Here is a 19764-nt window from a genome sequence, read left to right on the forward strand (position 1 = left end):
CAAATATGTCTAAGGTAAAAATATTAGTTGTTGAAGATGAAGCAATTGTTGCACGAGATATCAAAGTGTGTCTCAATAAAATTGGATATGATGTATTGGGTTCTCATTCATCAGGAGAAAGTGCTTTAGAAGCCATAAAAAGTGAAAAACCTGATTTAATTTTAATGGATATCATGTTAAAGGGAAAGTTGTCTGGAATAGAGACATCTGCAGCCATTAAAGAAAAATATTCTATTCCTGTAGTATTTTTAACTGCTTATGCCGATGAGAAAACCATAAGCAAAGCAAAGGTTACCGAGCCTTATGGTTATATTATTAAACCCTTTAAAGAGATCGATCTTCGTACTTCAATAGAAATGGCTCTTTATAAGTATAAAAAAGAGAAGGAAAAGGAATTAAATACTCAGAGTAGATTAGAAGTTTTGTATTCGATGAATACTAAAAACAATGATTTTATATATGTCAAATCTAATTCTAGACTGATAAAGGTTAATAACGAAGATATTTTATTTGTTGAAGCATTAAAAGATTATGTGGTTATCCATGTTGGTTCAGAGAAGTATACAATACATTCTACCATGAAGGAAATTGCAAAAAAATTACCTGACAACACTTTTCAACGAATACATCGGTCATACATTGTTAACTTAAAGCAAATTAAGGCCATTGAAATGCCAAATCTTATTTTAGAAAAGAGCAGTGTTATATTGCCTGTTGGAGGATCATATAAAGAAGAGCTATTTAATAAGCTGAATCTGGTTTAAATTCAGAATAATATCGTTTTAAATCAACCTCTTTATCCATAGCAGTTCCATTTTCTTGAAAATCAATAAATTCTTCAATTAGTTTAGGAGCCATCATTAATCCTCTAGATCCTAGACCATTCACAATAGATATGTTTCGGTGAATTGGATGGCTGCCAAAAACAGGTCGCCTATCTTTTACTGCCGGTCTAATACCTGCAGTTTGCTCAATTACTGTGTATTTACATTGAATTAGTTCATTTAAATCATTCAATAGACTCTCTTTTTTGTCCTTTGTTGTATTTAAACTCAAATCTCCCCAATCATAAGTGGAACCTATTTTATAATAATTATTTCCTAAAGGAAGGATAAACACTTTTTTATTAAAAATATAGTCATCTGACATTTCATTACTATGAATAGTAATTAATTCTCCTTTTACTAAACTTAGTGGTATCCAATCAAAAAACGGATTATTATTGGATTTAAATCCTTGGCAAAAAATCAAATGCTTGGCTACGAAATTATTGTATTCTACTGTTTTTTCTTGTATTGTTAATTGGTTGAAATTAAAGCTTTCTTTAATTAATAAATGATCCTTAATTAGATTTTTTTGATAGGCTTTAAGAAGAACGGTTGTGTCTATCCAAGCAGTATTATTGACTAAAGCACCTTTGAATTTTTTTAGAAATGAATATTCAGATAGGTCTAAAAAGTGATCAGAAATATATGCTTTTACTTCTTCATTAGTTGAACGATGCTTCCAATATTTAATTTCATCTTCGGAGTTTATTAGTTTTAGAATAGGTGTTTTATGATAAAATTTTGTTGCTAAATGCTTTTCTAATTGATGATAATGCAACTCATTATAAGCTAAAAATTCTTCAGCTCTCCATGTTTTGGTTAGTCTTTTTAACACAAGTGGGTTTATTAAACCAGCAGCTACAATTGTACTTGATGATTCGTGATTGTCGTCAATTACTCTTACTTTATAGCCTTTATTTATAAGTTGATAACTCAATAAAGTTCCTGCAATTCCTTGTCCTACGATGAGGTAATCAATTTCTTGTTTCATAGATTGTCCAAAACTAGCGAATTCAAGCTATGGGGAATTAAAAATTACTAATTTTGTTACCTAATCTAAAAATAATGGATTCAAACATCATCTTAGGTATTATTGGTCCTAACCAAATTATTATCATCTTGGTAATCGTAGTATTATTGTTTGGTGCAAAGAAAATTCCTGAATTAATGAAAGGAGTTGGTAAAGGCATTAAAGAGTTTAAAGATGCTACAGGTAAAGAAGAAGAAAATAAGAAAGACGAAAACAAATAATACAACACCTAATATTTCATAACATTGAAAGAATACACTTCTCTATCGGAGATTCAAACGGAATTACTTTCTGGTGATTTATCTTGTGAACAATTGGTTAAAGGATACCTTAGCCGAATTAGTGAACGTAAAAATTTGAATGCTTTTTTAGAAACTTTTGATCAATCAGCTATAGAAAGAGCAAAAGAAGTGGATTCAAAAATTACTGCCAAAACTGCAGGGAAATTGGCAGGAATGGTTATTGGAATAAAAGATAACATTGTCTATAAAGGTCATAAAGTTTCTGCATCATCCAAAATGTTGGAGAACTTTGAATCTCTATTTTCTGCAACTGTAGTAGAAAAGTTATTGGAAGAAGATGCCATCATCATTGGTCGTTTAAATTGCGATGAATTTGCAATGGGGAGTTCTACTGAAAATTCAGCTTTTGGTGTTACACATAATGCAGAAAATGAAGCTTTCGTACCTGGAGGTTCTTCAGGTGGTTCTGCAGTTGCTGTTCAGGCTGGATTATGTCTAGTAGCTTTAGGGTCAGATACTGGAGGATCTATTAGACAACCAGCATCGTATTGTGGTGTGGTTGGAATTAAGCCAACATACGGCAGAGTTTCTAGAAACGGATTAATAGCTTTCGCTTCTTCTTTTGATCAGATTGGGCCTTTTACTAAATCAGTAGACGATGCTGCGTTAGTTTTAGAAGTTATTTCTGGCCATGATAAAATGGATAGTACTTCTTCCAGTAAAGCTGTTCCCAGTTACTCCCAGTCTATTCAAGAAAAAGAGAATAAGAAGTATAAAATAGCTTATATAAAAGATTGTTTGCAACATCAAGGACTCAATGAAGAAGTTAGACAAACGGTAAATAATGAAATAGAAAGGTTAAAAAAGGAAGGACATATTGTCGAACCAATTTCTTTTCCATTTCTCGATTATATGGTACCAACTTATTATGTTTTAACAACTGCTGAAGCTTCTTCAAATTTGGCAAGATATGATGGTGTTCATTTTGGATATAGAAGTCCAAATGCTTCAAATTTAGAAGAAACTTATGTTTATTCTCGATCTGAAGGTTTTGGAGCTGAGGTTAAGAGAAGAATAATGTTAGGTACTTATGTTTTATCTGCAGGCTATTATGATGCTTATTATGCAAAAGCACAGAAAGTAAGAAGAATTTTACGCGATAAAACAAAAGCGATTTTTGCAGAATTTGATTTTATATTATCACCTACTACAACCAATTCCGCTTTTAAAATTGGTGAGAAAAGTGATGATCCTATTGAAATGTATTTGGAAGACATCTTTACAGTTCAAGCTAATTTAGTTGGTATGCCAGCCATCTCAATACCTATTGGAAAAACGAGCAATAATATGCCTTTTGGACTTCAATTAATGGCAGATGCGTTTGAAGAAGAAAAATTGCTTGATATATCTAAAAAGATAATGAACAGTACGAAGTGAATAAGTGTTTAATTGTTTCTCTTACACTATTTCACATTTCACGAAATTTACATACCAAAGAAGGCCTAACCTTCGTTGTAGTTTAAATAATACCCAATTCTAATGATTAACAAGTTAGTATTAGTCGCTTCATTTATTGTAGCAAGCACAACAGCGATAGCTTCTGGGGTAGTTTCCAAAAGCCAAAAATCTGACACTACATTTATAATTTCTTCTGATGATGAAGTTTTGGCAATGATAGATAGCATTATAGCTAGAAAATTTACCAAACAATTTTCAGTAGATGAGAAATTGTTTGGTAATGGAGATACCAACTTAGTCATTACTACAGTAGAGGATCATACCGATTCAATTATCAGACATCGTTTGGAATTATTAAATAGAAATACGCCATTTGATTTAGTTTACAACGATTATGTAAAGGCTTTTATAAAATTGTATGCTGATAGAAGAAGACAGTTAACCAGCAACATTTTAGGTTTGGCTCCTTTTTATTTTCCAATGTTTGAAGAAGTTTTAGATCGATATGATATGCCCTTAGAGCTAAAGTACCTTGCAGTGATAGAATCTGCATTGAATCCACAAGCGAAAAGCCGGGTCGGTGCGATGGGCTTATGGCAGTTCATGTATCGTACGGGTAAAATGTATGATTTAAATATTACTTCATACTATGATGAACGTATGGATCCATACAAATCTACTGTGGCTGCTTGTGAGTTCATGACGGATATGTATAAAATGTATGGTGATTGGAACCTGGTTTTAGCAGCATATAATTCAGGAGCTGGAAATGTGAATAAAGCAATTAGAAGATCAGGTGGAAAACGCGATTATTGGGAAATAATCAACTACTTACCACGTGAAACAAGAGGCTATGTTCCAGCTTTTATTGCGGTAAATTATATTATGAATTATTCGTTGGAACATCAAATTTTTCCAACAAACCCACAATATACTTGTATCAAGTATGATACTGTAATGATAACTAAAGGTTTTACTTTTAAGGACTTGTCTACTTATATCGACATGCCAGTTAAGGATATTGCTTATTTTAATCCGATGTATAAAGCAGAGTTGATTCCCACTTCGGATAAACCCCTTCCTCTTTGCCTTCCTTCTGATAAAATAGGATTGTATTTGACCAATGAAACTAATATTTATGCAGACCTACAACGTAAAGAGTTGGCAGATAGTATTGCAGATGTTAGAGAAGAAGAAAAAATTGTAGAACAAAATATGGTGGTACACCGCGTTCGTAGTGGAGAGTATTTAGGTTCTATAGCTAATAAGTATAAAGTAAGTGTCAGTAATTTAATGGCTTGGAATAATATGAGATCTACCCGATTAAATCCTGGTGATCGATTAACTATTTATACCTCAGGTGCTCCAGATTCTAAGCCTGTTACTACAGCTAGTGTTTCAAAAAAAACAACTTCTGGGGAGTTTAAGTACCACGTCATTCAACCGGGGGATACTTTATGGGATATTGCTAAGAAATACAATGGTATAACAGTAAATGATTTAAAGCAAATGAATAATCATTTGAATTTTAAGCACCTTAAGCCTGGAATGAAAATAAAAGTTCCTGTGGCAAGCTAATTGGTATGAAAAATATTATTTACTTCTTCCTCTTTTTGTTAACCTTTTCTTTGGGTTCGTGCGTACTTGATAATAGCGAACGAACTTTACCTGCGAGTACAGGTAAATCTGGTGAACTTATAATTGTTTTAGATACGATCTATGCCAATGGGCTAACTGGCGAAGCTTTGGAGCAAGTTTTTCTCGAGGATGTTTATGGTGTTCCTCGTAGTGAGCCTATTTTTAGTGTAGTTACAGTACCTCATAAAGGATTTACGAGTATGTTACAAACAGTGCGTAATATACTTGAACTGGATATTAATTCCGCCAATAAAACACAAATAGAAATAAAAGAAGATGTTTGGGCTCAGGATCAAATGATAGTTACGATATCTGCTCCAAATGATAAAAGTGCTGCAGCTATTTTATCAAAGAATAAGGATAAACTTCAGAAGCTGTTTAATGAAGCAGAATTACGACGCTCGAAGCTTCAATTAGAAAAGGGTGTTGATCTTGATGAGTCTAACAAATTGTTAGAAAAACATGGGTTCTCATTAAAGGTTCCTTCAGAGTTTTTTGTTTCAATGGATTCTAGTGATTTCTTTTTCGTACGAAAAAATAGAGTTGTTGGGGAGCATCAAATTCTACAAGGTGTTATGGTTTATAGTTATTCTTACAATAATGATAGCGCCTTTGTACCAAAAGTGATTGTAGATTCTATGGAGACATTTATCTACAATGTAAAAGGGCAACCAAAAGGAAATATGGCTGTAGAGTTGCAGTATCCTGTTTTAAAAGAAGAAATTAATTTTAAAGAAAAGTACGCTATAAAGCTTTCAGGCTTGTGGAAAATGGAAGGAATATTCATGGGAGGCTCTTTTATTAATTATACTTTTTTAGATTCTAAAGAAGAAAGAGTGGTTAATATATATGGCTTTGTTTATGCCCCTAAATTTAATCATAGAGAGTATTTAAGAGAACTTGAAGCGTTATTCACCACTTACCATGAAAAAGCTAATATTACCCCTTAAAACGCTTCTATTCGTTTTTATTTTTAACTGCATTCTTCACACTTCAACTGTAAAAGCTCAAACAGATAGTAGTATAACACCCGTTTGCTATTTGGTAAATGTGGGAGCTACTTATTCTTTTGTTGGTTACAGTACCTATGCTACTTTTGGTGTAAACTTGAAAAGACATCAATTTTACCTCGGAATAAGAAATGTACTTTCTAAAAGCTATTTATATTACACAGGCCCTATCGGAGGAAAATTAGGTTGGAATTATGTTATTTCAGAGAATAAAAAAACTAGGTCTTTTGTTAACATCGATTACCAGAATTCATACAATAGAGCATATAATCCTAGAAGTATCTTTAAAGATAAACTGAATAGTGTACATGAGATATTTTTAAGCAATGGTCTTGACTATAAAATTTCTGATCGAATTAGAATAGGTGAGAAAATGGGAGTTGGGATGTTTCGTGAAATTTTGAATAATCTCAGTTTAGGAGTAAAGCAGAAAAACTTTGGATTTAATTTATTCATAGATCTACATGTTCATTATGAGTTTTAATAGCATAAAATACCTATCTGTTTTATTTGTCAGTTTCTGCTTTTTAAGTTGTGAAAAATTGGATGATTTTGAAATTGACAATTTAAATGGTAATCAAGTAGGTATTATAGGTCATGGGGGTACTGGATTTGTAAATGCGGATAATTTGGTACCTGATAATTCATATCGGGCAATTAGAAGGGCCGTAAATGGTTTTGGAATTGAGGGCGTCGAGGTCGATGTTCAAATGAGTAGTGATGGTGAATTGTTTCTCTATCATGATTTACAATTACAATCAAAAACAAATTGTCAAGGCGAGATTAGACAGCGATTAAGCAGTGATTTGGATGATTGTAGTTATCGAACGAACTCATCTCGCTTTTTCGAAGATTTGTATTTACCTCGGTTAGACATAGTAATCAATGAATTTAAGCACTATACGCTTAAGCCATTATTCTTTCTTGATATGCGCGTTTATTTTGTAAAAAATACTTCATTTACAGATAGCTTGATGAATGAAATGGCCATTAGAGTTACTAATTTGATACATAAATACGATGGTTATAATTGGATTTATGTTGAGTCTGTAAATTTAGACTTTTTGAGAAAGGTAAAAGATTATAATTCAAAAGTGCAATTATTGTATGATGGAAACATTACGACTGAAAGCGTTAGTAAAGTATTAGAAATAGGAGGAAAAGGAATTGTGGCAAACTATGAGAAGACCTCTAAAGAGCAAGTTAAATTGGCTCATGATAATGGGCTACAAGTAAGTGTTTTTGATATTAAATCTCGAGGATCTCATATTAAGGCCATTAAAAATAATGTGGATTTTATCCAAACGGATAATGTGGAGTTATTGATGAATATTTTAAATAGACGCTAATCAGAAAAGATTGATTCTAAGACATCAATAGATTTTAAATCCTTGAATCCGTCAAGATGAAATTGATAAAAAGCGATTAGATCGTTTAGTAAACTTCTTCTATCTTGTACATTTAATTTTATTTCTCTGTTGTTTTCTATATTACTTTTAGTAAAGAGGTAAAGAATTTCAGAGAGTCTGTTATTCATTATATTTGAAGCTTTGTTGGTCCTTTCGAAGTGACCTTCTTCTATATTAAATATAGCTCCTTTTATATATATTCCTTGTGGGTAGAACCCAAAGTATTTGGTTAGTTCTATGATAAAATAGAGATGAAAATTGGAATTAAAATCAATACTTTCATCAAAATATTGTAAATGAACCTCAATAAATTCGTACAAATCCACATTAGCGCTTTCTTCCTTTACTGTGGAATGCAGTAGTTCTTGAAGAAATTGAATAACAGATGTTTTGTATATATTAGTTTGAATGGTTTTAAAATGATAATAGTTTTTTGAGTTTTTAATTCGTGGCATTTGATTGTTTCCTTTCTGGTAGGTTTCAATTTCTATCATATTTAATGCCTGAAAGGAAGCTTTTGTATTACTTTTTTTACCAATGGATACTATGTATGATCTTAATCCAAAATCTTTTGTAAATAGTTTTATAATTAGACTCTTATCGGTGTATTTCGTCGTCTTAAGAACAATCGCTTGTGTTTTTAAATTCATTTAATTAATAAACAATATCTTACCAACATTTGTCTTTAAATTGCCGTTTCCATCTCCAGAACTACTGAATACCAAATATACTCCAGTTGCTGCTCTATCTCCATTGATAGTATTTCCATCCCAAATAGCCTGACCACCCAAGGACTTCATTTCTCTAACTAACTTTCCATTTATATCTGTTATTTTTACTATGGATCCATTAACTAATCCACGGATAGCAATTGGTCCACTATATTCAGGTCTAACTGGGTTGGGATATATTTCTACTTGTTCAAAATCATTAAAACCGTTGGTTGCATCTCCCTTATATGATACAATTCCATCTTCTGTAGCAAAGAATATTTCTCCGTTAATATCATCAATTGCTAACCCAAACACATTGTTTGAAATAAGAGGGCTATTGTTAATAGTAAAATGTAGAATTTCTTCTGATCCGTCTTCCGATAGTAAGTAAACACCTTGTCCTTCTGTTGCAATCCACTTTCTATTTGCGCCATCTATTTTAATGTCAGATATTTTTATTGCTTCAAGTAATATTTCAACATCCGCTCCCTGTTGAATTAGTATCCGTTGTGCATTCTTATTGCCTTCAAATACTCCATCTGGGTTATAGAATACGGCCAATCCGTCATCTGTCCCAATCCATATTTCTCCATCTTGATCTACGGCACCTACTAATCCCCTAGCTCCGGGGATATTTCCATTCTCAGTTGCAGATGTTAATAATAATTTTCTATCATCACTTAAATCTTCTATCGTCCCATTATCATCGAATACAAAAATCTCTAGGGTAGAACCTACTCTCGGTATAAGTACCCATTTTATTCCTGCATTCGAAATGAGTATGTCTCCTACAGATTTTGCAGAGGAAATGTCTTCTGGGAATCCAAAGTTATACCAATCCCCATTTGCTTTTTTCACGGAAATTAATGTGTCGGTATAGGTATGCGAGACCCATAGGTTACCATTAGCATCGTATGTGCTACCTCCTATTCCAAACCAACTATAAGCAGTCCTTGAAGGTACTCTAGAATTGGAACTGTCATATACATTAACTACTCTATCGTCAAGTAATTCTATTAATCCTCCACCCCAACTACCAATAAATGCATTATTTTTATTAGCAGGATTTATTGTAATATTCAGTAAGTCAAAAGTCCCGTTGAGTTTCGATTCATTTTCTGGTACAAGATAGTTCCATGTCCCAGAGTTATAAATACTTATTTCGGGATATTTATATAGATTATTGTATGCAGAGTTGTATCCACCTTGGACTGCATATACTTTTCCTCCATTTGCCTCTAGCTTAAAGACATTTTTAATACGTGGACCATTTGCACTGTACGTTGAATAGTTATTATTATTTTGTCTGACTAAGCCAATATCAAGGTCTGCATACCATAGGTTATTTGTTTCATTATCAATAGCAACGTACGAGGGGTTAAAATTTGAGATACCATTGTAATTGTATACAGTATCTATCATTTCATGGTTGGAATTCATTTTTGCTACTTCTCTGTTAGATATAAAATAGGCATGGTCTTTTATAGCTATTACATCTTTAGTTTCATCTTTTTGAAAACCCTTATATTGTGTCCATTTACTACCTTTTTTTATATAGATGCTATCAGAGATATTTGATATTTTCTTTGAAATTGCAATGATGTTGTTTTCAAATTTTTCAATTGATCTGTATTCAAACCGTGATATATCAGGTATTAATTTCCAGTTTCTGTAATCAGTTAAATTAAGTTTTGTCGAGGCGTATTTTACACCATTTTTTGTTGCTGCGTAAATAGTGTCTCTCAATACTGTTACATCAAATACTTCGTCGTATGTTCCATTATTTCCTACTATATATGAGTCTGATATTTCTCTCTTGTTGGTATTTACTTTTACTATTCCGAATCCTGTCGATAAATAGATATATTCTTGATCTACAAATAAATTATTAATGGTTTTGTTTGGAATGGTAAGGTTATTTTTTAGGAATGGAATATTAAAAATGGATTCATTTTTAAATAAATCAATATTTCCATTTGTGTAACCTATCACCAAGGTTTGGGATTGTTCATTATATGCCAATGAATTTATTCCAACATCTGAAAGTCCATTGACTTTGCTTTTTCTATTGACAGAATTATCATTTTTATCAATGTAAAATATAGCTGAACCCGTACTACAATATATTTTACCTCCCCCAATTGCTACTACCTCTCCACTACTGTATGGTAAATGATCTGTCCAGGAGCCCAAAGGTTTGTCTTGTGCGATTCCATTTAATATGAATAATGTTGGGAGTATTGCGGTTACAATTTTTTTCATTTTGGTTTAAATTTGGTGTTAATATAACTAAACACGTGATAAATTTATTGTCTAAAATTAGTTTATATTTGCAGCCGCTTTTGGCCCCGTAGTTCAACTGAATAGAATATCAGATTTCGGCTCTGACGGTTGCAGGTTTGAATCCTGCCGGGGTCACATGTTATAAGCCATCCTAGTTTGATTAGGATGGCTTTTTTAATTTTAGTAGTGAGTATTAAAAATGTTGACTTCTATCTTCCAGATATACTTTAGGATTCTTCCATGAATGGATTTTAATCTAATTTTAGTTGGTGAAAGTTTTTTATTTATTAAGTGCTGTAAACCAAATACATAATACCTTATACTATAGACTGGTTTTAATGGCATTTCTCTATGTTGCTGGACACTACATTCATTTTATAATTAAATGTTCTTAAATGCGTTTATTTAAGGTTGTATTTCAATTTTGTAGATTAGACTTGAATAATTCATGGTTTTACTACCTAATTTATTAGATTTCCATCCATTTTTAAAAGATCTCCATAAATTAGGTTTTCCATTTTTATACTTTTCACTTAACATACTAACATAAAAAGAATCAAATTTCATCGGAATAATTTGTTTCACCACCAGTCCATTTTTTTTCATCAGATTATTCATATCGTTTTTTGAAAAGTGATAAAGGTGTCTGGGGACATCATAGGCAGCCCAATGTTCTTTATAGTATTCCGCATCAAATGATTCTAAATTTGGAACAGCAATATATATTGATCCATTATTTTTCAAGATTCTTTTGAGTTCTTTTACTCGATCATCTAGATGATAAACATGTTCTAGAACGTGCCACATGGTAATAACATCTACAGTATTGCTTTCAATTGTTTGTAGTCTTTTTTCATCTGAAATTTGTAGGTCATAGTTTTTTTGACCAAAAGTTCTTGCACTTGCATCAGGTTCTATTCCTTCTGTTGACCATCCTTTTTGTTGTGCATGGTGTAGAAATTCTCCTGTACCACATCCGATATCCAATAATAATCCTTTAGTTCTTCCCGATGAAATAAGTTTCTCTTTTTGATTTAATGTGATATTACGAACAGTTTGGTAAACCTTATTAATTAGTCCTTTTTTTGTATTACTATGGGAAATATACTCTTCAGATTTATAATATTCACCAATTTGGCTTTCTTCTGGTATTGGATTCGTAAACCTAAAGTTGCAATTGTCACAGTTGACAATATTGTAATTTTCTTTACTTACAGTGTAATCTTTTGCAATTAAAAAAGGAGAGAATTTCTCTCCTTTACATATAGGGCATTGTGTTCTTTTATACATTTTTTTGTTTTGTTTCACGTGGAACAAATCACCTTCCTAGGTGAATCATTAGTACTGATATGTCTGATGGAGATACTCCGCTTATTCTACTTGCTTGTCCAAGAGTTCTAGGTTTTATAGAGTTTAGCTTTTCTCTAGCTTCAGACGATAGAGATTTGAATTGGAAATAGTCCATTTCTTCATTTAGTTTTACCTCTTCAAGCCGCGTCATTTTTTCAGCCATTTCTTTTTCCCTATCAATGTAACCTTGGTATTTTATTAAAATTTCTGCTTGTTCGATTACTGTGGGGTCTTCATTTGTAATTAGACTACTAATTGTTGGAACAGCTTGTGCGAAGGATTTGATATTTACTTGTGGTCGGCTTAGGATGTTAGAAATCTTAACTTTTTGCTTGATGTTTGCAGTTCCTGATTCGCTCAAATAAGTATTGGTCTCATCAGGGGTAACACTAGAATTGTCTAGTTTTTTCATTAAGGCCTTCAACGACTTTTGCTTTTGTTCTACTAATCTTAATTGAACGTCTGTTGCTAATCCAATTTTGTGAGATAATGGAGTTAATCGAACGTCTGCGTTGTCTTGTCTCAAAAGAATTCGATACTCTGCCCTCGACGTAAACATGCGGTAAGGTTCTTTTGTGCCCTTTGTGATAAGGTCATCAATTAATACCCCAATGTATGCCTCATCTCTTTTAAGAATTAATGCATCCTTTCCATTTATTTTAAGGTGGGCATTAATTCCTGCCATCAATCCTTGACATGCAGCTTCTTCATATCCTGTTGTACCATTTATTTGACCTGCAAAATATAGTCCATCTACTAATTTTGTTTCAAGTGTATGCTTCAGTTGAGTGGGTGGAAAGTAGTCGTATTCTATAGCATATCCTGGTCTAAATATTTTGGCATTCTCAAAACCTGCAACTTGTTTTATTGCTTTTTCTTGTACCTCCAAAGGAAGTGAAGTTGAGAATCCATTGACGTAAATTTCTACTGTGTTCCAACCTTCTGGCTCTACAAATAGCTGGTGTCTATCTCTTTCTGAAAATCTTTCAATTTTATCTTCAATGGACGGGCAGTATCTCGGGCCTGTACCTTCAATAGCTCCACTAAACATGGGCGACCGATCAAACCCTTCCCTTAGAGTATTGTGAACTGTTTCGTTGGTGTATGTTATATAACAACTCTTTTGGTTAATTAATGGTTTTGTTGTTGGATGATAGGAAAATTTTGAAGGGTGTTCATCACCCTTTTGCTCTTCCATTTTGGAGTAATCTAGAGAACGACCGTCCACTCTAGGCGGTGTTCCTGTTTTCATTCTTCCTGCTTCAAAACCTAGCTTTACTAGCTCTTCTGTTATTCCTGTTGCATGTCTTTCAGCTGCTCTTCCTCCACCAAAATTTTTTTCTCCGATATGGATTAATCCATTTAGAAATGTACCATTTGTCAAGACAACAGCTTTTGATTTGAATTCAATTCCTAATGAAGTTTTCACTCCCTTTACTGCGCCCTTTTCAGTTATTAAACCAGTAACCATATCTTGCCAGAATTCTACGTTAGGAGTTTGCTCTAGCATTATTCTCCATTCTTGTGCAAATAACCAACGATCACTCTGTGCTCTTGGAGACCACATGGCTGGTCCTTTTGATAGATTAAGCATTCTAAATTGGATTGCTGTTTTATCAGTAACAATTCCAGAATACCCTCCCATCGCATCTATCTCGCGTACAATTTGCCCCTTAGCAACTCCACCCATAGCAGGGTTGCATGACATTTGTGCAATTGTACCCATGTTCATCGTAATTAGTAGTGTTTTAGAGCCCATGTTTGCTGCTGCAGCAGTTGCTTCGCAACCAGCATGACCTCCTCCTACTACAATTACATCATATTCTTTCTCCATATATTTTTTTGTTTCACGTGGAACTTAAACCACTTTTAAACGGGGCGCAAATTTAGGTAAAAATCCTCTTTTTGTCTCATTAACAACGCTTCCTCTTCAGACTTGTCTTTATATCCGCTAAGGTGTAATATTCCATGAACACAGACCCGCTCAAATTCGTCTATAAATTTGTTATTTAGCATTTTAGAGTTGTCTTCAACACGTTCAATACTTATATAAATATCCGCATTCAATCTATTGTCCTCACAATAGTCAAAAGTGATAATGTCTGTTAAAGTATCGTGATTTAGATAATTCTTATTAATTTCCAAAAGGTAAGCATCATCGCATATGATGTAATTGATCTCACCAATTGATTTTCCTTCTAGGGTCGCAGTAGCGGTTAGCCAATCTTTTAGATACGTATTATGTTTATACGTTGTCTCTATTTCATAATGAAAATGAATTTCATCATTTATTTCTTCAATCATTGTCAAAGTTGTGAAAAGATAAAGTGACAGATTTCCCATTTTCTTCAAACGCCACGTCATCAGCTAAATTTTTCATTAAAAATACCCCTCTTCCATGAAGTTTTTCAATATTCACTGGGTCAGTTGGGTCTGGCAAGTTTTCATAATCAAAACCATTGCCTTCATCTTTAATTTGAAAAACAAGCGATTTTTTCTCAGTGTAGTAGTTTAGGGTAACTTCTTTTGATTCGTCGTTTTTATTGCCATGTATAATTGCATTGTTTACTGCTTCTGTAACCGCAATTAAAACATTGCCATAACATCGTTCAGCTACACTTAGGTTTTGGCAAAGAGAATCAATATGTTTTTCAACAATAGATAAACTACTGATGTGGGTTGGGATCTTGATGCTATCTATACTCATAGCAGTGTTATTTAATGTTTTCAAAGTAAAGGTTTGTCTTATTTTTATAAAATGGCAGATAGTTGGGAGGCAATGTTTTTAGTAATTCTACCTCTTTTTCTTTTTGTTTATTATACTCAAAAAAATCATTTGGGTTACGTTGGAGGTTTTCAATACCTTCTTTAGATTCCCTTTTATTATCTTTTTCACGCTCACGTTCGGCTTTTTCAGATTCCAAAAGTCTAGTTAAAATTTCTTCTTGGCGCATCATGGTTTGCCTTGTGATATTTTTGTTCACAATGTCGGTTTCGTTTTGCTCCATTAAGTCAGAAAGCTTTTTTAGATTTCCACCCGCTCCCTTTTCACCATTTTTTTCTAACTCTTCTGACATTTTTTGAAGTTCTCGACGTATTGCAGCTTGTTTAGCGGCCATTTGTGCTAATTCTTTACTCATGCCACCTTGACCCTGTCCTGGTTTGTCTCCTGGCTTGCTGCCCGGTTTGTCGCCCGGATTTTTACCATTCTCCATCGCTTCTTTCATTTTTTGCATCTGCTCTTTCATTTGCTCTTGCATTTTTTTCATCTGAGCCGCTGAAGGTTTTGGGTTTTTACCACCGGGTTTTGAACAACTTCCTTGCCCGGACTGCATTTGTTTCTGCATATTCTGAAGCGCTTCATCAAGGATTAGTGCCAAATTATTTATTGAGGTCATTGCGAATTGCTGATTGGAGGCAGCATAGCTAGAATTTCGATCTGCTAAATAGCCCAACGCTTTTTTCATGTTGGACTTAATTGCTGTTACTTCTTTATTAACCGTAGCTTCTAATTGCATTACCCTTTTGCTTAATGCAAATAAGGAGTCCTCAATCGTTTTAGAATCATCTATTAGTTTTTTCTGGGCTTGACTATAATCCACAAATTTGGGGTCTGTTCTATTCGCTTTTTTTACATCATCAATTAGCGCTTCTTGATCGAATGATAACTGTATTAGGTTTTCTAAAAGAGCTCTTATGTCTTCCATGTCTTCTGCACTTCCAGCTGATTGCATTTCCATTTGAAGACCTCCAAGCTTGTCTTTCATTTTTTGCATTTCATCTGCGGCATTTTGTTGAGATTCAGCAGCTTTTTTCTTGTTTTTTTGCCCAAGCTGATCAGCACTTTCTTCCATCTCTTTTTTAACAGCTTCTTCCTCTTCTTTCATTTCAGGAATTTCATTGGGGTTTTCTAAAGCTTCATTCTTCTTTTCGAGCTCATCCATTTTATCTTTTAACTCATCGAATTTTTTGTTTAATTCTTCTTGTTCTTTTTGGAGTTCTCCAGCATTTTCATTTTTATCCTCTGATTTTTTAGCTAATTCTTCTTGTTTCTTTTGAAGCTCATCTAACTTTTCTATGGTCTCGTTTAGTTTTTGCTCAAACTCCAACTGTTTGAATATTTCTAACGACCGATCAAGTTCTTTCTCTAACTCTTCATTGGAAAGTTCAATTTTGTCTAACTGATCTTTTAACTTATCCTTGTTCAACTCTTCCATCATTTTTTCCAACTCTTCATAAAGATCTTTCATTTCAGGAGTCATCAATTGCTCGAAAAGTTCTTCTAATTTTTCCTGTTTTTCAAGAATATCTTGATCCAATTCATTGAACTCTTTTTGCTCAAGGTTATTTTTTTTGTTTTCGTTTTTTGACTTTTCAATTTTTTCTCTGAGCTTTTTCTGAGCTTCTATTATTTCTTCTAATTGTTTCTTCTCTTGCCACCCTAACTTTTCTTTATCTATCAAACTTTTGTTTAGCTCATCAATGTCTTTTTTTAATTTCTTTGCATCAGCTAAACTTTTTTCTAGATCATTTACAATTTCTTTAGAGCGTTCATCTGATTTCTTCTCTAGTTCTTCTTTCGTAGGAACTTTAAATTGCATTTTTTGAGTTCTACTGGACTTGCTCCCATTTACACCATCGTTATCAAAAACCTCGAAATAGTAATCTATTTCATCTCCGGCTTTTAGGGGTAAATTTTCAAAGTCCCACACATAGAAATACTGGTTTTGAGTGGTTGATTTATTAATTGGAATTTGAGTAGTTACTCTTTTCGAAGAATCCCCAACTTTATAATTAAAAGTAAGTCGGTTAAATCCATAATCATCTTTTATTTCTCCCTTAAAGAAAATACGCTTCAATACACTAGAATCAGCCTTTTGTTCCACGCTTATCATCGGATATACATCAGGAATTACAGTTAGGCTATAATTCAATGTGTCTGTATTGTGAACAAATTGATTAGATGTAGCAATTTGATATCCATTGCTATACATTGCCTTAGCTTGAACTACATATTCATCTAAATTGTTTTGTTGCACAGGGAATATAGAGTCTCGAAATGCAAAAAATAAATTTTCGGAAGAAGTAGTATAAAATCGCCATTTCAATAAACTACCCTGCGGTATTGTCAAGTCGCCAATGTCTTGAATGACTTCGTTTTTCATTCCTGTATAAGCAGGATAATCTATAGCAACTTCAAAGTTGACTAATAATGGTTTTGGTTGAGCGGAAATAGTATAATTTCTAGAGTCAAAACCATCTGCCGACAGCTTAAAATCAATATCTTCTTGAATATTTTTTAAGGTATAACGGAAGTTGCTTTTGTCTATTTTGTTCAATAGAAATGAGTTGTCTCCTAACTGAATAAAAGCCCTTTCAGGCAATACCTCCCCTTTTATTTTTATAAGTAGTTGAAAATCTTCATTTTTTATTCCTTTTAAATCGGCATTCAATATTTCAAATTCAAAAGGAGCCATTGGAGTAAAGTCACTACTGTGAGCAACTAGTCTCTGTGTACCGTCTGTAAAGACGGAAGGATTGACTATCCCTACAGCAATAAAAATAACAAAGGGCGCTATTAAGTATTTAAGAAATTTTTTGTTGGAGTTAAAGTCAATTGCATTGGTGAAAGGGATGGGTTTAAGTGCTATAATTTTTTGGTTGATACCAGCCTCAATCAAGGCAGTACTTTGGGAAGAATCTTTAGTTAGGTGTTTTAGTTGTAGTACATTGTATAGTTTGTCGGAAACTGTGGTAAAATGTTTACCAATTATTTCAGCAGCTTGTGCATGTGATATATTTGATCCTAATTTATAGAGCTTTGATATAGGTATGATTATAAATTTAATCAGTACAGTTATGGCTAATAGCAAGAAAGAATAAAAGAGGATTGTTCTAAAAGTATTTCCGAAGTGACCAAAATACTCCATAGCCGTAAAGGATATGAAACTAATGGTGAGAATAGATATGGAATAAATACTTCCCTTAATGAGTTGATTTTTATAGTACTTTCGTATAAACTCATCTAATTTCTCTAATAAAAAATTATAATTATCTTGAATCATTCTTTGCTTGCGCTCCTTATGGTGTTGGTTACTTCTTTTAGAACCCAGAAAATTAAGCAAAATTATGTGGGTTATCTCAATACAAAATTGTACGATTTAGAAATAGTAACAGCATTTTTGTCAAATTTTAGTTTTGTTGTGAAAAAAGTGCTGAATAGATTACCTTTGCCAACCAATTTAAAGAACAAGTAGACAATAATTCAATGGATAGAAAAGTAAGAGTAAGATTTGCACCGAGTCCAACAGGGCCTTTGCATATGGGAGGAGTTAGGACAGCGTTATATAATTACCTTTTTGCTAAAAAACACAATGGCGATTTTTTGTTGCGTATTGAAGATACCGATCAAACTCGATTAGTTCCTGGTGCAGAAGAATTTATTGTTGAGTCTTTAAAGTGGTGTGGATTAGTTCCTGATGAGGGACATGGTTTTGGAGGAGATTTTGGTCCGTATAAACAATCAGAAAGAAAAGAACAAGATATATATAGAAAATACGCTGAACAGTTGATTGAGACTGGGCATGCATATTATGCTTTTGATACTCCTGAAGAGCTAGATCAAATGCGAGAAAATTTAAAAGCTGCTGGAGTTGCTGCTCCTCAATACAATCATATTACGAGAACTACAATGAAAAACTCAATTTCATTGTCTAGTGAAGAAGTAGAAAAAAGGTTAGCAAATGGTGATCCATATGTAATTAGAATTCGCATACCACGAAATGAAGAAATCAAGTTCAAGGACATGATTAGAGGATGGGTAATGGTTCAGTCTACTAATTTGGATGATAAGGTTTTATATAAGTCAGATGGAATGCCGACTTATCATTTGGCAAATATTGTTGATGATTATTTAATGAATATTTCGCACGTAATTCGTGGTGAAGAATGGTTGCCTTCTGCCCCATTACACGTGTTATTATATCAAGTATTAGGGTGGGAGGATAAAATGCCTCAATTTGCACACTTACCATTGATTTTAAAGCCAGATGGAAATGGGAAATTGAGTAAGAGAGACGGTGATCGTTTAGGATTTCCTGTTTTTCCTATAGAGTGGAAAGACCCTGAAACTGGTGAAATTTCATCAGGATATAGAGAAAAGGGATATTTCCCTGAAGCTTTTGTAAACATTTTAGCATTTTTAGGATGGAACCCTGGAACTAGTCAGGAGTTGTTTTCAATGGAAGAATTGATTGAAACATTTACGATAGAGCGGGTTGGTAAAGCAGGTGCAAAATATGACCCTGACAAAGCACGGTGGTTTAATCAACAATATTTGCGAGGAACTAAAAATGAAGAACTGGCAAAACAGTTGCAACCAAGAGCACTGGAAATGAACTTAAGTGAAGCGAATAACCTAGAATTTTTAGCAGGTGTTTGTGGGATGATGAAAGAAAGAGCTACTTTTTTAAATGATATTTTATCAGAAGGAATTTATTTCTTTGAGCAGCCTTCAGAATACGATGATAAAACCTATCGCAAGAAGTGGAAAGAGGAAACCCCAGCATTGATGAGGGAGTGGAAAGAAGTACTAAATCAATTAAACGATTTTTCTGCTTCATCAATAGAGTCTACTTTTAAGTCATTTTTAGAAGAAAAGAATGTTGGACTTGGAGCTGCATTACCCAACTTTAGATTGATGGTAACTGGTTTAGGTATGGGCCCTTCGATGTTTGAAATTGCGGCTTTACTGGGAAAGGAAGAAACCATAGATAGAATGGAAAAGGCTCTAAAAAAACTATAA

At 33.3% G+C, this 19764-nt stretch carries 16 protein-coding genes and 1 tRNA gene; 9 read left to right on the plus strand and 8 right to left on the minus strand.

Going from position 1 to position 19764, the window contains the following annotated elements:
• Positions 1-5: 5 nt before the first annotated feature.
• Positions 6-764, plus strand: a complete 759-nt coding sequence (locus GQN54_RS02750) for a response regulator (RefSeq protein WP_160631719.1) — start codon at positions 6-8, stop codon at positions 762-764.
• Here GQN54_RS02750 and GQN54_RS02755 read toward each other — a convergent pair.
• Positions 742-1818, minus strand: coding sequence for an NAD(P)/FAD-dependent oxidoreductase (locus GQN54_RS02755; protein WP_160631721.1), 1077 nt, complete (start codon positions 1816-1818; stop codon positions 742-744). The genes GQN54_RS02750 and GQN54_RS02755 overlap by 23 nt on opposite strands.
• A 74-nt stretch (positions 1819-1892) precedes the next feature.
• Here GQN54_RS02755 and tatA point away from each other — a divergent pair, with 74 nt between their 5' ends.
• The 6 genes from tatA to GQN54_RS02785 all read left to right on the plus strand — a co-directional run bounded on the left by tatA (position 1893) and on the right by GQN54_RS02785 (position 7554).
• Positions 1893-2078: a twin-arginine translocase TatA/TatE family subunit gene (gene tatA, locus GQN54_RS02760; RefSeq protein ID WP_160631723.1), complete on the plus strand. Its 186-nt coding sequence runs from the start codon at positions 1893-1895 to the stop codon at positions 2076-2078.
• 24 nt (positions 2079-2102) lie between these two features.
• Positions 2103-3536 carry an Asp-tRNA(Asn)/Glu-tRNA(Gln) amidotransferase subunit GatA gene (gene gatA / locus GQN54_RS02765; RefSeq protein ID WP_160631725.1) on the plus strand — a complete coding sequence of 478 codons (1434 nt, stop codon included), beginning with the start codon at positions 2103-2105 and terminating at the stop codon, positions 3534-3536.
• A gap of 102 nt (positions 3537-3638) precedes the next feature.
• A complete protein-coding gene (locus GQN54_RS02770) occupies positions 3639-5135 on the plus strand; it encodes a lytic transglycosylase domain-containing protein (RefSeq protein WP_160631727.1) in 1497 nt (498 codons plus the stop codon).
• Between the two features lie 5 nt (positions 5136-5140).
• Positions 5141-6145, plus strand: coding sequence for a DUF4837 family protein (locus tag GQN54_RS02775; RefSeq protein ID WP_160631729.1), 1005 nt, complete (start codon positions 5141-5143; stop codon positions 6143-6145).
• The gene (locus GQN54_RS02780) at positions 6120-6689 is read left to right on the plus strand and encodes a hypothetical protein (protein ID WP_160631731.1); all 570 of its coding nucleotides are present in this window, start codon (positions 6120-6122) and stop codon (positions 6687-6689) included. Before GQN54_RS02775 ends, GQN54_RS02780 begins: the two co-directional genes overlap by 26 nt.
• On the plus strand, positions 6679-7554 hold the full coding sequence (locus GQN54_RS02785) for a glycerophosphodiester phosphodiesterase (RefSeq protein ID WP_160631733.1): 876 nt from the start codon (positions 6679-6681) through the stop codon (positions 7552-7554). The genes GQN54_RS02780 and GQN54_RS02785 overlap by 11 nt, the downstream gene beginning before the upstream one ends.
• Here GQN54_RS02785 and recO read toward each other — a convergent pair.
• Positions 7551-8264: a DNA repair protein RecO gene (gene recO, locus GQN54_RS02790; RefSeq protein WP_160631735.1), complete on the minus strand. Its 714-nt coding sequence runs from the start codon at positions 8262-8264 to the stop codon at positions 7551-7553. The two genes, GQN54_RS02785 and recO, sit on opposite strands and share 4 nt — an antisense overlap.
• On the minus strand, positions 8265-10589 hold the full coding sequence (gene porZ, locus GQN54_RS02795; protein WP_160631737.1) for a type IX secretion system anionic LPS delivery protein PorZ: 2325 nt from the start codon (positions 10587-10589) through the stop codon (positions 8265-8267).
• A gap of 82 nt (positions 10590-10671) precedes the next feature.
• Here porZ and GQN54_RS02800 point away from each other — a divergent pair.
• Positions 10672-10745: transfer RNA gene (locus GQN54_RS02800), tRNA-Arg, on the plus strand.
• Positions 10746-11015: 270 nt separating this feature from the next.
• On the opposite strand, the gene GQN54_RS02805 is transcribed toward GQN54_RS02800, so the two are convergent.
• From GQN54_RS02805 to GQN54_RS02825, 5 genes are read right to left on the minus strand one after another with little or no spacing between them, the layout of a single operon-like run.
• Positions 11016-11900, minus strand: coding sequence for a class I SAM-dependent methyltransferase (locus tag GQN54_RS02805; protein WP_160631738.1), 885 nt, complete (start codon positions 11898-11900; stop codon positions 11016-11018).
• A gap of 28 nt (positions 11901-11928) precedes the next feature.
• Positions 11929-13794 carry a tRNA uridine-5-carboxymethylaminomethyl(34) synthesis enzyme MnmG gene (mnmG, locus tag GQN54_RS02810; protein WP_160631740.1) on the minus strand — a complete coding sequence of 622 codons (1866 nt, stop codon included), beginning with the start codon at positions 13792-13794 and terminating at the stop codon, positions 11929-11931.
• A gap of 35 nt (positions 13795-13829) precedes the next feature.
• Positions 13830-14264, minus strand: a complete 435-nt coding sequence (ybeY, locus tag GQN54_RS02815) for an rRNA maturation RNase YbeY (RefSeq protein WP_160631742.1) — start codon at positions 14262-14264, stop codon at positions 13830-13832.
• A complete protein-coding gene (locus GQN54_RS02820; RefSeq protein ID WP_235932945.1) occupies positions 14257-14691 on the minus strand; it encodes an ATP-binding protein in 435 nt (144 codons plus the stop codon). The genes ybeY and GQN54_RS02820 overlap by 8 nt, the downstream gene beginning before the upstream one ends.
• Positions 14675-18085: a DUF4175 family protein gene (locus tag GQN54_RS02825; RefSeq protein ID WP_207554792.1), complete on the minus strand. Its 3411-nt coding sequence runs from the start codon at positions 18083-18085 to the stop codon at positions 14675-14677. The genes GQN54_RS02820 and GQN54_RS02825 overlap by 17 nt, the downstream gene beginning before the upstream one ends.
• 143 nt (positions 18086-18228) lie before the next feature.
• Between GQN54_RS02825 and gltX the strand changes: the two genes are divergently transcribed.
• Entirely contained in the window at positions 18229-19764 is a 1536-nt protein-coding gene (gltX, locus tag GQN54_RS02830; protein WP_160631746.1) for a glutamate--tRNA ligase, read from the plus strand.

This window comes from Acidiluteibacter ferrifornacis (assembly GCF_009909615.1).
GTDB lineage: Bacteria > Bacteroidota > Bacteroidia > Flavobacteriales_E > Vicingaceae > Acidiluteibacter > Acidiluteibacter ferrifornacis.

Excerpts from the sequence above, each read along its gene's own strand:
- GQN54_RS02750 (WP_160631719.1), top strand. The coding sequence starts at position 6 with ATGTCTAAGGTAAAAATATTAGTTGTTGAAGATGAAGCAATTGTTGCA.
- GQN54_RS02755 (WP_160631721.1), bottom strand. The coding sequence starts at position 1,818 with ATGAAACAAGAAATTGATTACCTCATCGTAGGACAAGGAATTGCAGGA.
- tatA (WP_160631723.1), top strand. The coding sequence starts at position 1,893 with ATGGATTCAAACATCATCTTAGGTATTATTGGTCCTAACCAAATTATT.
- GQN54_RS02770 (WP_160631727.1), top strand. The coding sequence starts at position 3,639 with ATGATTAACAAGTTAGTATTAGTCGCTTCATTTATTGTAGCAAGCACA.
- GQN54_RS02775 (WP_160631729.1), top strand. The coding sequence starts at position 5,141 with ATGAAAAATATTATTTACTTCTTCCTCTTTTTGTTAACCTTTTCTTTG.
- GQN54_RS02780 (WP_160631731.1), top strand. The coding sequence starts at position 6,120 with ATGAAAAAGCTAATATTACCCCTTAAAACGCTTCTATTCGTTTTTATT.
- GQN54_RS02785 (WP_160631733.1), top strand. The coding sequence starts at position 6,679 with ATGAGTTTTAATAGCATAAAATACCTATCTGTTTTATTTGTCAGTTTC.
- recO (WP_160631735.1), bottom strand. The coding sequence starts at position 8,264 with ATGAATTTAAAAACACAAGCGATTGTTCTTAAGACGACGAAATACACC.
- porZ (WP_160631737.1), bottom strand. The coding sequence starts at position 10,589 with ATGAAAAAAATTGTAACCGCAATACTCCCAACATTATTCATATTAAAT.
- GQN54_RS02805 (WP_160631738.1), bottom strand. The coding sequence starts at position 11,900 with ATGTATAAAAGAACACAATGCCCTATATGTAAAGGAGAGAAATTCTCT.
- mnmG (WP_160631740.1), bottom strand. The coding sequence starts at position 13,794 with ATGGAGAAAGAATATGATGTAATTGTAGTAGGAGGAGGTCATGCTGGT.
- ybeY (WP_160631742.1), bottom strand. The coding sequence starts at position 14,264 with ATGATTGAAGAAATAAATGATGAAATTCATTTTCATTATGAAATAGAG.
- gltX (WP_160631746.1), top strand. The coding sequence starts at position 18,229 with ATGGATAGAAAAGTAAGAGTAAGATTTGCACCGAGTCCAACAGGGCCT.